Source organism: Salinicola acroporae (assembly GCF_003206615.1).
In the GTDB taxonomy this organism is placed as follows: domain Bacteria; phylum Pseudomonadota; class Gammaproteobacteria; order Pseudomonadales; family Halomonadaceae; genus Salinicola; species Salinicola acroporae.
The window spans coordinates 241360-254409 of record NZ_PZJW01000012.1; the positions used below are offsets into that span (position 1 = coordinate 241360).

The 13050-nt window shown below is 63.4% G+C and carries 12 protein-coding genes; 5 read left to right on the plus strand and 7 right to left on the minus strand.

Translation table 11 applies throughout. The features are described from left to right. Window positions 1–19: 19 nt before the first annotated feature. The 3 genes from DOM54_RS17680 to DOM54_RS17690 form a co-directional block, all read right to left on the minus strand. Window positions 20–1342 (minus strand): TRAP transporter large permease, encoded by a 1323-nt coding sequence (locus DOM54_RS17680; RefSeq protein WP_110717590.1) that lies wholly within the window; start codon window positions 1340–1342, stop codon window positions 20–22. Then, the gene (locus tag DOM54_RS17685; protein ID WP_110717591.1) at window positions 1332–1904 is read right to left on the minus strand and encodes a TRAP transporter small permease subunit; all 573 of its coding nucleotides are present in this window, start codon (window positions 1902–1904) and stop codon (window positions 1332–1334) included. Before DOM54_RS17685 ends, DOM54_RS17680 begins: the two co-directional genes overlap by 11 nt. Before the next feature lie 83 nt (window positions 1905–1987). After that, entirely contained in the window at window positions 1988–3079 is a 1092-nt protein-coding gene (locus tag DOM54_RS17690) for a TRAP transporter substrate-binding protein (RefSeq protein ID WP_110717592.1), read from the minus strand. A 535-nt stretch (window positions 3080–3614) separates the two neighbouring features. Here DOM54_RS17690 and DOM54_RS17695 point away from each other — a divergent pair. After that, the gene (locus tag DOM54_RS17695) at window positions 3615–4436 is read left to right on the plus strand and encodes a transporter substrate-binding domain-containing protein (protein WP_206019140.1); all 822 of its coding nucleotides are present in this window, start codon (window positions 3615–3617) and stop codon (window positions 4434–4436) included. A gap of 100 nt (window positions 4437–4536) precedes the next feature. Here the strand turns inward: DOM54_RS17695 and DOM54_RS17700 are convergent, their stop codons facing one another. The 3 genes from DOM54_RS17700 to dbpA form a co-directional block, all read right to left on the minus strand. Beyond that, entirely contained in the window at window positions 4537–5544 is a 1008-nt protein-coding gene (locus DOM54_RS17700) for a zinc-dependent alcohol dehydrogenase family protein (protein ID WP_110717593.1), read from the minus strand. A gap of 138 nt (window positions 5545–5682) precedes the next feature. Continuing rightward, window positions 5683–6543 (minus strand): PA4780 family RIO1-like protein kinase, encoded by an 861-nt coding sequence (locus tag DOM54_RS17705; protein WP_110717594.1) that lies wholly within the window; start codon window positions 6541–6543, stop codon window positions 5683–5685. 32 nt (window positions 6544–6575) lie between these two features. Next, entirely contained in the window at window positions 6576–8024 is a 1449-nt protein-coding gene (dbpA, locus tag DOM54_RS17710) for an ATP-dependent RNA helicase DbpA (protein ID WP_276309691.1), read from the minus strand. A 229-nt stretch (window positions 8025–8253) separates the two neighbouring features. Here dbpA and DOM54_RS17715 point away from each other — a divergent pair, with 229 nt between their 5' ends. Next, window positions 8254–8982 carry a YebC/PmpR family DNA-binding transcriptional regulator gene (locus tag DOM54_RS17715; protein ID WP_110717596.1) on the plus strand — a complete coding sequence of 243 codons (729 nt, stop codon included), beginning with the start codon at window positions 8254–8256 and terminating at the stop codon, window positions 8980–8982. A 96-nt stretch (window positions 8983–9078) separates the two neighbouring features. Here DOM54_RS17715 and DOM54_RS17720 read toward each other — a convergent pair whose 3' ends face one another. Continuing rightward, window positions 9079–9669 carry a BPSL1445 family SYLF domain-containing lipoprotein gene (locus tag DOM54_RS17720; protein WP_110717597.1) on the minus strand — a complete coding sequence of 197 codons (591 nt, stop codon included), beginning with the start codon at window positions 9667–9669 and terminating at the stop codon, window positions 9079–9081. 240 nt (window positions 9670–9909) lie between these two features. On the opposite strand from DOM54_RS17720, the gene DOM54_RS17725 reads away from it, so the two are divergent. From DOM54_RS17725 to DOM54_RS17735, 3 genes are all read left to right on the plus strand, one after another. Then, window positions 9910–10911 (plus strand): ABC transporter ATP-binding protein, encoded by a 1002-nt coding sequence (locus DOM54_RS17725; RefSeq protein ID WP_110717598.1) that lies wholly within the window; start codon window positions 9910–9912, stop codon window positions 10909–10911. After that, a complete protein-coding gene (locus tag DOM54_RS17730; RefSeq protein ID WP_110717599.1) occupies window positions 10908–11669 on the plus strand; it encodes an ABC transporter permease in 762 nt (253 codons plus the stop codon). The genes DOM54_RS17725 and DOM54_RS17730 overlap by 4 nt, the downstream gene beginning before the upstream one ends. An 85-nt stretch (window positions 11670–11754) precedes the next feature. After that, window positions 11755–12786 (plus strand): nucleoid-associated protein, encoded by a 1032-nt coding sequence (locus DOM54_RS17735; RefSeq protein ID WP_110717600.1) that lies wholly within the window; start codon window positions 11755–11757, stop codon window positions 12784–12786. Window positions 12787–13050: the final 264 nt, after the last annotated feature.

Sequence of the window (13050 nt, forward strand, 5' to 3'; positions counted from 1 at the left end):
AGACACCCGCCCTGGTGGGTTACCAGCCGATCGCCTTGGGCAGCCAAGTGACCAGCGCAGGCATCAGGCATAGCAGCGCCAACGTCAGGAACTGGATACCGATGTACGGCAGCACGCCGACATAGATATCCCGCGTGGAGATCTCTGGTGGCGCCACCCCCTTGAGGTAGAACAGCGACCATCCGAACGGCGGGGTCAGAAACGAGGTCTGCAGGTTCATCGCCACCAGAATGCAGAGCCAGGCGAGATCGACCCCCTGGGCCTGAAAATAGGGAAGCAGCAGCGGCATCAGGATATAGGAGATCTCGATCCAGTCGAGAAAGAACCCCAGCAGAAAGACCAGCGCCATCATGAACAGAATGCCGCCCCAGACCCCACCGGGCAGAAACGCGAACAGCGAATCGATCAGTCGATCGCCGCCCAGCCCCCGGAACGCCAGGCTGAAGACCTGCGCAGCGATCAGCACGAACAGCGTCATGCCGGTGATCTTGAAGGTCGAGATGACGGTGTCGCTCATCACTTTCCGAGTCAATCGACCGGTGCAGGCCACCAGAACGATGGCACCGATCGCGCCGACTGACGCCGCCTCCGTGGGCGCCGCCACCCCCCCGATGATCGACCCCAGCACCAGCACGATCAGCACCAGCGGTGGCGCGACCACCTTGGCAAGATCGATCATCAGCGTGCGGTTGTCGACCGTCGCGCGCTCAGCGGCATCGATCGGTGGCATCGTGTGCGGCTTCAGCTTGGCCATGATCACCAGATAGATCACGTAGAGCCCGGACAACAACAGTCCCGGTATCAACGCGCCCGCGAACAGCGTGCCGACGGACTCGCCAGAGATGTCCGCGAGCACGATCAGCACCAGGCTGGGCGGAATGATCTGGCCGAGGGTGCCGGCCGCGCAGATCGTGCCGCAGGCCAGGGCCTTGTTGTACTGGCGTGCCAGCAGCGTCGGCAGGCTGATCAACCCGACGGTGACGACGGTAGCCGCCACGATGCCGGTGGAAGCCCCCATCAGCACGCCGACGATGATGATGGCAACCGTCATTCCGCCCGGACGCGCACCGGCGACATGGCCGATGACATCGAGCATGCGCTCGGCCAGCCGTGACTTTTCCAACATCACGCCCATGAACACGAACAGCGGAATGGCGAGCAAGGTGTAGTTGGTGACGACCCCATAGACACGCAGGGGCAGGAGCCCGAACAGCGAGATCCCGAAGCCGAACACCCCGAACACGATACCGCTGGCGGCCAAGGCAAACGGTACCGGGATACCGATCAACAACAAGGCAAAGAGCGCCAGCACCATACCGACGGCCATCATTTCAAGCCCCATCACGCACCTCCGGCGAGTGTCCCGCCACCAGCGTGATCAGGTCGAGCAAGCCCCGCACGATACCCTGCCATGCCACCAGGGCGAAGCCGAGGGGAACGAAGGCCTTGATCACGTAGCGAGCCGGTAGCCCACCTGGATCGGGAGATCCTTCATTCAACGACCAGGATTGGTAGACAAAATCCAGACACATCCAGGCCAGGAACAGCATGCTCGGCACGACGATCAACAGCGAGATGATGATGTCGAGAATCTGCCGGGCACGCGGGCTGTAACACTGATAGAAAATGTCGACCCGTACGTGCTCGTTCTGCTGGAAGGTATAAGAGGCGCTGATCATCGCGATGACCGCCAGCAGATGCCATTGCAGCTCCTGCTCGGCCACGGACCCCACGTGCCAGACGTAGCGGAACAGCACATCGCCTGCCACCATCAGCACCAGCGCTAGCGTCAGCCATGCCGTGGCGCGACCCAGCCGCTCCATGCCGCGATCCAGACCGCGCAGGCAACGGACCAGGCCGAGCACGAACGGCTGGCTCTCGCGATCGGTTTCCATCGTAGTCATGACGTCAATATCCCCTGGACAACGAGAGAGCGAGTCCCGGCCAACGCTCGGCCATAGACTCGCCAAAACGGAGGGTGCCCGGCTCAAAGATCGAGGTTGAGAACGACCTTTTCGCTGACATCCAGCCAGGATTTCGCCGTTTTCATGAAGTCGAAATAGGCGGTATTGACCTTGGCGACCACGGGGTCCTTGGCGGCCTCTGCCGACAGGGTATCCATGGTCACTTCACGCAGTCTGGGCAATACGCCATCGGGTAGCTGGCGAACCGTCACGCCCTGATTCTGGGTCAGGTCGTTGAGCGCCTCGGAGTTGTTGGCATTGCACCAGGCGAAGCTGATTTCGTTGCAGGCAGCCGCGCAGTTCCGCACGACGGCCTTGAGCTCGTCCGGTAACTGCTCCCAGGCGCTGGCATTGATCAGCAGTTCCGATACGTTGGAGGGCTCGTGCCAGCCAGGGGTGTAATAGTTGCTGGCGGCGTTCTGCAGGCCCAACTGCCGATCGAGATAGGGACCGACGAATTCGGCGGCATCGATGACACCACGCTCCAGTGCCGGGAAGATCTCGCCACCGGGCAACACCTTGACATTGACGCCCAACTGCTCGTAGACCTTTGCCGACAGGCCCGCGATGCGCATGCGCAACCCTTTGAAGCTGTCGATGTTCTCGAGCGGCTTCTTGAACCAGCCGGTCATCTGCATGCCGGTATTGCCGACCGGCAACGCCTTGAGCCCGAAGTCGGCATAGACCTCGTCCCACAGTGCCTGCCCGCCGCCGTGGTAGAGCCAGGCGTTGACCATCATGACGTCCATGCCAAAGGGGACGGCGGTGAAATATTGCGCGGCGAAAGAGCGTCCCGCCCAGAAGAACGAGTTCCCCCAGTTCATCTGCACGGTGCCGCTGCGCACCGCATCGAAACCGCCCAATGCCGGCACCAGCTCGCCGGCCGGGAAGAAGTCGATCTTCATTCGGCCACCGGATGCCGCTTCGACCCGCTTGGCAAAATCGCTGGCCGATCCCGGCCCGGTGGAGTAGAAAGGCGCCCCGGCTGGATAGGCGCCGGTCATGCGCCAGTGAAATTGCTGCGCATCTGCGCCGCGCGCGATCATCGGGGCCCCGGCCAGGCCCACCAGCGCTCCGGCCCCCGTCTTGATGAAATCCCGTCGTTTGTAGGTCATTGCACTGTGCTCTCCGCCGAATGGTTGTTCGCGTTGTGTTCATCACGTCCTGAACAACCCTTCGCAAGCGCCGTGCCAACATCCTGCAGAAAACGCTCAAACCACTGATTTATAAAAACAGTTTGTTACCGTTTCGCATTACCGATCAGCGCCGCGCCGCCTTTGGCTACGCACCACGCTAGCGCCAGGGTTCGAGGCACGAAATGGACAATCGGCGAAAGAAACGACGTCCTGCTTTCGTATGTCAGAATCCGTGATCGCTTAATGTAAAAATCCGCTGGGTCGGTCACTCGAATCGGTAGCATTTGTAAAGCTGGCATCAAAATGATCAGCAATCTCCATTTCAGTGCAGTTTTCACCCGCACTATCCGCCGGAGGACCACTATCCACCATGCGCCCCTGGGCCCGGCGCTGGTCATTCGCCGAGGCCTGCGCCACCATGAACGAACGGCGTGATCCCGGATCATCGTCGCTACCGATAGTTCACCAATAAGCACAAGGGCCCTCAGAAGGCCATCGACCAAGGATTTTTCTCGTGACACGACGTTTTGACTCTCGTCTCGCTATCCCGCTTGCCGCCCTGGCGATCGGGCTTGGCCTGGCTTCCACCGCTCAGGCTGCCGCTCCGCAGCACGTTCGCATCGCCGTCGACGTGCCCTATCCGCCGTTCGAATACCGCAATGCTGCCGGTGAGCTGGAGGGCTTCGAGATCGACCTGGGCAACATTCTGTGCCAGCGCGCCAAGCTCGACTGCGAATGGGTGGTACAGGGCTGGGACGGCATCATCCCCGGCCTGCTCTCGCGCAAGTACGACGCCATCATGTCGTCGATGCGGATCACCCCGGCGCGGGAGCGCCAGGTGCGGTTCACGCGCCCCTATGCGATGTCACCCAAGGTGTGGGTCGCCCGCCGCGGCGAGACGATCGACCTCGATGACCCCGCCTCGCTGAAGGGGTTGTCGGTCGGCGTGCAGCGCGGCACCACTCAGGACAGCTACATCACTCAGCAGTACGCTGGCACGCTCGACATTCAGCGCTATGCCACCGCGGCCGATGTGGCGCTGGACCTGGAGTCGCAGCGGCTCGATCTGGCTTTCCTCAACTATCCGGTGGCGCTGGATTCACTGGAGATCGGCAATCCCGACAGCCCGTTCGTCCAGGTGGGCCCGCGCATCGACCGGCCGGAGTCGATCTTCGGCAAGGGCAACGCCATCGCCGTGCGCCCTCGCGACAAGGATCTGGCCGACATCTTCAACCAGGCGCTGGATGGCGTTTACGCGGATGGCACGTTCGAGACCCTGATGCACCAGTATTTCGACTACGACCTCCGCCCCGCTTCCCGCAAGACGGATAGCTGACAGCGATCGGAAGGAATGAAAAAGCGCCGCCGGACAGGCATCTGTCCGGCGGCGCTTGCGGTCTGCCCTCGGGGTCCGCGCTAGCGGTTGGCGCTCTTGATCAGAACTCCAGGCAGATCTTGCCAAAGTGCTTGCCGGACTCCTGGTGGCGGAAGGCATCCGCGATCCGGTCGAGCGAGAACGAGCTATCGATGACCGGCTTGAGTCCGGTGATCTCGAGGGCGCGAATCATCTCGACCTGATGACGGCGGCTGCCCACGATCAGCCCCTGCAGCCTGGCCTGCTTCGCCATCAGCTTGGAGGTGGGAATATCGCCGCCGCGACCGGTCAGGACACCGATCAGCGAGATGTGGCCGGCAATGGCCACGGCGTCGATGGATTGCGGCAAGGTGCCCGGTCCGCCGACTTCGATGACGTGATCGGCACCGCGACCGCTGGTCAGCGCCTGGACTTTCTTGCCCCATTCCGGCTCTTCGCGGTAGTTGATGGTGTGATCGGCGCCCAGCGCCTTGAGCCGAGCGATCTTCTCCTCGGTGGACGACGTCGAGATGACCCTCGCCCCCATCGCCTTGGCCAGTTGCAGCGCGAAGATCGAGACACCGCCGGTCCCCAACGTGAGCACGGTATCGCCGGCCTTGAGGCCACCATCGACCACCAGTGCGCGCCAGGCGGTGAGGCCGGCCGTGGTCAGCGTGGCCGCTTCGGCATGGGTATAACCTTCGGGCGCGTGGGTGAACCAGTGGGCGGGGCGTACCACCTGCTCGCGGGCGTAGCCATCGACGCCGTCCCCCGGCACCGTCTTGAAGTCGGCCACGCGCGCCGGACCGTCGAGCCAGTGGGGGAAGAAGGTCGAGACGACGTGGTCGCCGGTGGCGAACTCCGTGACGCCCTTGCCGACGGCTTCGACGACGCCCGCGCCGTCGGCCATGGGGATGCGCCCCTCCTCGGTCGGGGATTTCCCGCTGGCGACGATGTAGTCGTGGAAGTTGAGCGAACTGGCGTGAAGGCGGACGCAGATTTCTCCCGGGCCCGGCTCTCCCGGCCCTTCGACCTCGTGCAGCTTGAGCTGGTCCAGGCCTCCGGGAGACTTGAGATTGATGACTCGCATGCGGCACTCCTTGAACGCGACGACCTCGAAAGATCGCTTGATGGTGTGCTCAGAGTGTAGACGCTCCCCTCCCGCACCGTTCAAGCCGTGCCGACAACGCCACGCTTTTTGCCGGGGTGACAGCTGTCTCGTCGCCCTCTACCATGCCGGCTCGTCGTCATCCTGCTCCCGCGCCTGGCGCTCCGCCGCTTCTTCGCGAGCGGCATCGATGACCTGCATGACATCGCTGACATCGACGAGTGTCGCATCCGGCACGAACCGTCCCGTGAGCCGAACCTCGGGGTGGAGTTCGCCCGCCTCGTAGAGCGCCCAGATCTCCTTGCCGTAGTCGGTCTTCAGCAGTGCCGGTTCAAAGCGACCGAAGTAGCCGCGCAGATTGTCGACGTCGCGCACCAGCATCCAGGGCGCGTTGTTGTTGCCGGCCGCATCCACCGCCTGGGGCAGGTCGATGATCACCGGCCCTTCGGCGCCGACCAGGATGTTGAACTCCGACAGGTCACCGTGGATCAGCCCCGCGCACAGCATCTGGACCACCTCGCCGATCAGGCGCTGGTGATACTCGAGCGCCAGCTCCGGCGTCAATTCGACGTCATCGAGACGTGGCGCAACGTCGCCATCGGCATCGACGATCATCTCCATCAGCAGCACGCCATCGACGAAGCCATGAGGCGTCGGCACCCGCACGCCCGCCTCGGCGAGGCGGTAGAGCGCGTCGACTTCCGCGTTCAACCAGGCCGACTCCTGCTCGCGCTGGCCGTAGCGGGTCTTCTTCGACATCGCCCGCGCGCGGCGGCTGTTGCGCACCTTGCGGCCCTCCTGGTAGGCCACCGCCTGCTTGAAGCTGCGCTGCCTGGCTTCCTTGAACACCTTGGCACAACGCAGCTCGTCACCGCAGCGAACCACGAAAACCTGGGCCTCCTTGCCACTCATCAGTTGACTGACGACCTCGTCCACCAGGCCATCCTCGACCAACGGCTGCAATCGCTTGGGTACTTTCATGCTTTCGCCATCCTCACAGGTCCTCGCTATCCTCAGCGTCCGATTCGGCGCACCCGGCAGCTGCGCCCTTTCAGTTTACCGGCGCTCAACGTCGTCAGCGCCTGCTTGGCGATACCGCGCTCGACCGCGACATAAGCGCTGCGATCGAGCACCTTGATCTTGCCCACCTGATCGCCTTCGATGGCATCGTCGCCGTTGGTCAAGGCGCCCAGCACATCGCCCGGGCGGATCTTCTGCTTCTTGCCGGCATCGATCTGGAGCGTCGCCATGCGCGGTTGAAACGGTTGCTGTCCGGCGCCGGCACGGCCCGGCAGCGGCTCCACCGGCAGCCGTTCACCCAGGAACGCCTCGAGACGCTCGAGTCGATAGGCCTCCTTCTCGGTCAACAGCGTGCAGGCCACGCCGCGCGCACCGGCACGCCCCGTTCGGCCGATTCGATGCACATGCACCTCCAGTTCACGGGCGATCTGGTAATTGAATACCGCATCCAGGGCGTCGATATCCAATCCGCGTGCCGCCACATCGGTCGCGACCAGCACCGAGAGACTCTTGTTGGCGAACCGGATCAACGTCTGGTCGCGATCGCGCTGCTCGAGATCGCCATGCAGCGCCTCGGCGCTGAATCCCATGGCGGCCAGTTCGTCCGCCACTGCCTGGGTCTCGCGCTTCGTATTGCAGAACACCACGCTGGATTCCGGCCGGTAGTGCAGCAGCAACTGGCGCAGGGCCGCGAGACGGGCCGGCTCGTCGGCGACCTGATGGAAATGCTGGTGGATGCTCTGCTCGTCGTGGGTCGAGGCCACTTCCACCGTCACCGGCTCGCGCAGCATGCGGGCGGCCACCGGTCGCACGCTGTCACCATAGGTGGCACTGAACAGCAGCGTCTGGCGTGTCGCCGGCGTCGCCGCGACGATGGCGTAGAGGGCGGCCTGAAACCCCATGTCGAGCATGCGGTCGGCTTCATCCAGCACCAGCACGCCGAGCGCGGACAGATCCAGCGAGCCCTTGCGCAGATGCTCTTCGATGCGGCCCGGCGTGCCGACGACGACGTGCGCCCCGTGGGAGAGCGAGTTCAGTTGCGGACCCAGCGGTGCGCCGCCACAGAGCGAGAGAATCTTCACGTTGGCCAGCATGCGGGCCAGCCGGCGCAGCTCCTCGGCGACCTGGTCGGCCAGCTCGCGGGTGGGGCACAGCACCAGCGCCTGGACCTGGAACCGGGCGACCTCGAGCGCCGACAGCAGGCCGAGCCCGAACGCCGCGGTCTTGCCCGAACCGGTCTTGCCCTGGCCGATCACGTCCCTGCCGTCCAGGATCGGTGGCAGGCTGGCGGCCTGGATCGGGGTCATCGTCAGGTAGCCAAGCGAGGCAAGATTGTCTTGCAGCGTCGGCGGCAACGGCAGCGAGGAGAACGGCTCGGCCGGGTGCGCTGAGGATGACGATTCCTCGCCGCGACGCGTCTGGTGGTGATCGGTATCGGGCACGGCAGGCGCTCCTGGTCGAAATGAAGGGATCGATGCAGTCAACCGGCGGACGCCTCGGTCTCGCCATGTCATGCTCGGGCGCGGCAGGATAACAGAGCACGGCGAGATTGACGCCGTCTCGTCGCCCGGGGGTGGTCAATTGGTGCGGAAAAGGCCAAATAAACCTGCAACATCGGCGCGATGTTGCGTAAAATCTCGCCCGTCGTTGACAACCTGATAGGTAGTGACAATGGGTAGGGCCTTCCAGAACCGCAAGGAATCCATGGCCAAAACGGCCGATGCCAAGACCAAGGTCTACAGCAAGTATGGTCGCGAAATCTATGTCTGCGCCAAGTCCGGTGGCACCGACCCCTCCGGTAACCTGACGCTGCGCGGGCTGATCGACAAGGCCAAGAAGGACCAGGTCCCCTCGCACGTGATCGACAAGGCGATCGACAAGGCCAAGGGCAGCGGTGGCGAGGACTTCTCGCCGGCACGCTACGAAGGCTTCGGCCCCGGCAACTGCATGGTGATCGTCGAGTGCCTGACCGACAACCCGAACCGGACCTTCGGCGACGTGCGCGGCTGCTTCACCAAGACCAAGAGCAAGATCGGCACCCAGGGTACGGTCAGCCACATGTTCGACCACTGCGCGATCTTCGCCTTCGCCGGAGACGACGAGGAGGCCGTGCTCGAGGCATTGATGGAAGCCGATGTCGACGTCACCGACATCGAGAGCGAGGAGGGTCGCATCACCGTCTTCGCGCCGCACACCGACTACGCCAAGGCCAAGCAGGCGCTGCTCGATGCCTTCGGCGAACTCGAGTTCGAGGCCGACGAGATCCAGTTCCTGCCCCAGACCCATACGCCGGTCGAGGGCGATGACGTGGCGATGTTCGAGAAGTTCATCGACATGCTGAACGATCTCGACGACGTGCAAAACGTCTATCACAACGCCGAGCTGCCCGAGAGCGCCTGACCCCTCGCGCCTGCCGATCTCCCGGCTCGCAGCCAAAAGAAAACCCACCTCACGGTGGGTTTTCTGCGCTGGGCTAGTCACCCACTCTGGCTCGACTCAGGGGCTGACCTTGGAGATCTTGGCGCCGTTGAGCGAAACGCCACCCTGAATGCCCTGGTTGTTCATCACGAACGCCACCACCTCCTTATTGGCAGTGTTGTTGGTGATCTGGCCGTTGGCACCGATATCCGCCACTGCGACCCCGGCGCTGGCGCCTACCGACCAGCCGTTGTCGCTGCGCACCCGGTTGAGCGCCTTCTCGGTCATCAGCATGTAGACGATGGCCTGGGATTGGGCCCCGGCCTGGAAACCGATCGAGCCGCTGGTGGTGGTGTAGTAGCCCGCCTTGGCGCCATCGATCAGCAGCGAGCCGTCACCGTGGCTGGCACCGACGATAAAGCTGGCGCCCAGCACGCCCGGGAACACCAGTACGCCATCCGCGCGCTCCGCCAGCGACCGAGCTTCCGGCACCGAACGGTAGAGCCGGTCCAGCGTCTGTTGCACGTCCTGGTCGAGCTGCTGGCGCTGGGAGAGGCGGCTCTCCCGGTCGGCGGTCGTCGTCGTGGTACAGGCGGACAACGCCGTACCGCCGAGTATGGCAGCGAACAACACGATGGCAGTGCGATGAATGAAAGAAGAACGTGGCATGAATGGCCTCCTTGCTGATACGAGCTCGGTCTCTTTTCGACACCGGCCTTATCGATAAGATTTTTTATGTTGCCTGTTCGTTATAGACAACTCTGCGCCATTACGCCCGTTTACGCCCATGGCAGGCCGCCTTTCACGCTTTCCCGGTCCCATCGGCACGGTCCCGCTCTCTCACGGGTCCAGCCGGCGCGCTTTTTCGCCTACAATGATGGCCCCTCACGTCACGATGTATCGCCTTTCATGAATCACGAGACGCCCACAGCGCCAGCGCATCAGGCGAAAGCCGACTCCCCCGCCGACCGGCCGGCGCCGGTGATCGCCATCTCCGGCCTTTCCAAGCGCTACGACTCCGGTTTCGAAGCGTTGAAGCAGATCGACCTGGAGATCCAGCGCGGCGAGATATTTGCGCTGCTAGGCCCCAACGGGGCCGGCAAGACCACCCTGATCAGCATCATCTGCGGGCTGGTCAATGCCACCGGCGGCAGCGTCGTGGTCGACGGTCACGACAGCGTCACCGACTACCGCGCGGCCCGCGCCAAGATCGGCCTGGTGCCCCAGGAACTGACCAGCGACGCCTTCGAGACGGTCTGGAACACGGTGCGCTTCAGTCGCGGCCTGTTCGGCAAGCCGCCCAAGGACTCCCATATCGAGCAGGTGCTCAAGGCGTTGTCGCTCTGGGACAAGCGCAAGAACAAGCTGATCACGCTCTCCGGCGGCATGAAGCGCCGTGTCCTGATTGCCAAGGCCCTGGCGCACGAGCCGGAGATCCTGTTCCTCGACGAGCCCACCGCGGGTGTCGACGTCGGGCTGAGGCGCGACATGTGGGAAGTGGTCAGGGAGCTTCGCAACAGCGGCGTGACCATCATCCTGACCACGCACTACATCGAGGAAGCCGAGGAAATGGCCGATCGGATCGGCGTCATCAATGGTGGCGAGATCGTGCTGGTGCGGGAGAAGGCGGCGCTGATGCGCCAGCTCGGCAGCAAGCAGTTGACGCTGCACCTGCAGACGCCACTGGCCAGCGTGCCGCCCGCGCTGGCCCACCACCCGTTGACGCTGGCCGAGGATGGCAACGTGCTGGTCTACACCTACGATGCCAGCGAGGCCGGCGATAGCGACCACGTCAGCATCAGCGCGCTGATCAACGAGATCGAGGCCGCCGGGATCCGCTTCAAGGACCTGCATACCAAGCAGAGTTCGCTGGAAGATATTTTCGTCAACCTGGTCAGAGAGCGTCCATGAACCTGCAAGCCGTCCGCTCCATCTATACTTTCGAAATGGCTCGTGCCGGGCGCACGCTGCTGCAGAGCCTGATCTCCCCGGTCATCTCGACCTCGCTCTACTTCGTCGTCTTCGGCGCCGCCATCGGCTCGCGCATCCAGGAGGTCGAGGGAGTCAGCTATGGCGCTTTCATCGTGCCCGGCCTGATCATGCTGATGCTGCTGACGCAGAGCGTTTCCAACGCCTCCTTCGGCATTTTCTTCCCCAAGTTCACCGGCACCATCTACGAGGTGCTGTCGGCACCGATCTCGTACTTCGAGATCGTGCTCGGCTATGTCGGCGCCGCCGCCTCCAAGTCGGCCATTCTGGGTCTGGTGATACTGGGCACGGCCAACTTCTTCGTCGACCTGCATATCCAGCACCCCTTCATGATGATGCTGTTTCTGCTGCTGACCGCCCTCACCTTCAGCCTGCTCGGCTTCATCATCGGGATCTGGGCGGACAGCTTCGAGAAACTGCAGCTGGTGCCGCTGCTGATCATCACACCACTGACGTTTCTGGGTGGCAGCTTCTATTCGATCGATATGCTGCCGCCGTTCTGGCAGGCGGTAACGCTGGCCAATCCGGTGGTCTACCTGGTCAGCGGCTTCCGCTGGAGCTTCTACGGCATCAGCGACGTCAGCGTGATCGCCAGCCTGGTCATGATCGGCGCCTTCCTGGCCGTCAGCCTGGCCGTCATCAGCTGGATCTTCCGCACCGGCTATCGCCTCCGCCCCTGAGGAGGCCCCGGCCAGGACACGTCATCGTCCCTACTCGCGGGCCGCCGGCCGGTGGCCCGCCTTTTCACGTTTCACGAGCCATCTCATGCCGATACTGCAGACCTGCGCCCACCGCGTCGATAAAACGGGTGACGAACAGCCCGCCACGCTGACAAGCGGCGAAGCCATGAGCGACACCGCCACGGCAGAGTCGCTGCTGACCGCGTTCAACTCGAGCTTTCACGGCAAGCCCAAGGCGTGGGGGCACTTCGTCGAGAATGAGGCGGAAGATAGCGATGACGCCGATGGCGAAACGGCGCCATCGTCGCGTTTCGCCTACGAGCTGGCGCGCTATCGACGCGGCGAAATCAACTTCACCGACTTCACCCGCCAGACCACCGAGAGCCTGACGCCGCTGATCGACGCTCATCTCTCGATCGGTGGCCACTGGTGGTTCGTTCATTCGCGCCAGGGCGAGGCGGAAACCCTGACCCTGACCCTGCTCCATCAGCGTGACGGCTACGGTTTCGATCCCGATCTCAACATCGTCCCCGCCCGGCAGCTCAACCTGGGCCAGTTGATGCTGGCGGCCCGAATCGACCTGACCCAGTGGCAACGGGGAGAGTCACGCCAGTACATCACCTACGTGCAGGATCGGGGCAACAAGAAACTGGTGGAAGCCTTTCGACAGTGGCTGGGATGCCAGGAGGGCGTCAATGCCGGGGCCGAGACGCGCACCCTGCTCAAGGCGTTCAGCGACTACGTGGAAAACCAGGATCTGCCCGAGGAAGCGAGCCGGGAGAAGACCGATACCCTGATCGACTATGCCAGTGCCCAGGCCAAGCGCGGCGAACCGATCACGCTGGACGAACTCTCCGAGCTGGTCGACGAGCAGCAGCCCAAGGCGTTCTACGACTACATTCGCAACCAGGATTACGGTCTCGCCGCGGAAATTCCGCCGGACAAGCGCACCCTGCAGCAGTTCAAGCGCTTCGCCGGACGTGCCAGCGGCGTTTCCATCAGCTTCGACTCTCACCTGCTGGGCAACAGCATCGAGTACGACGACGAGCGGGACCGCCTGATCATCAAGCAGGTACCCGGGCAGTTGAAGGATCAGATCAAGCAGCGCGGTCAGTAACCCTCGACCACCCTCCACAGCCAAGCCCCCCCGGGGCCCGCCGTCTTGCGGGCTCCGGGCTTCCGCCACCGTCTACCGCACGCCTGCGGCAATCCCATCGCCCCGGTGCCCCCTTACCTGACAGCCGTGACTGAGCACGGTATCTGACAATGAATGGCGCGTTCTTCCTCGCTTGTCGTCGTCCATCATCGACCCTCGGGGGCGAGCAATAATTCGCAAACTACTTAATTAAACTTATCTTAAATTAGAATTGAACCCGCCGAT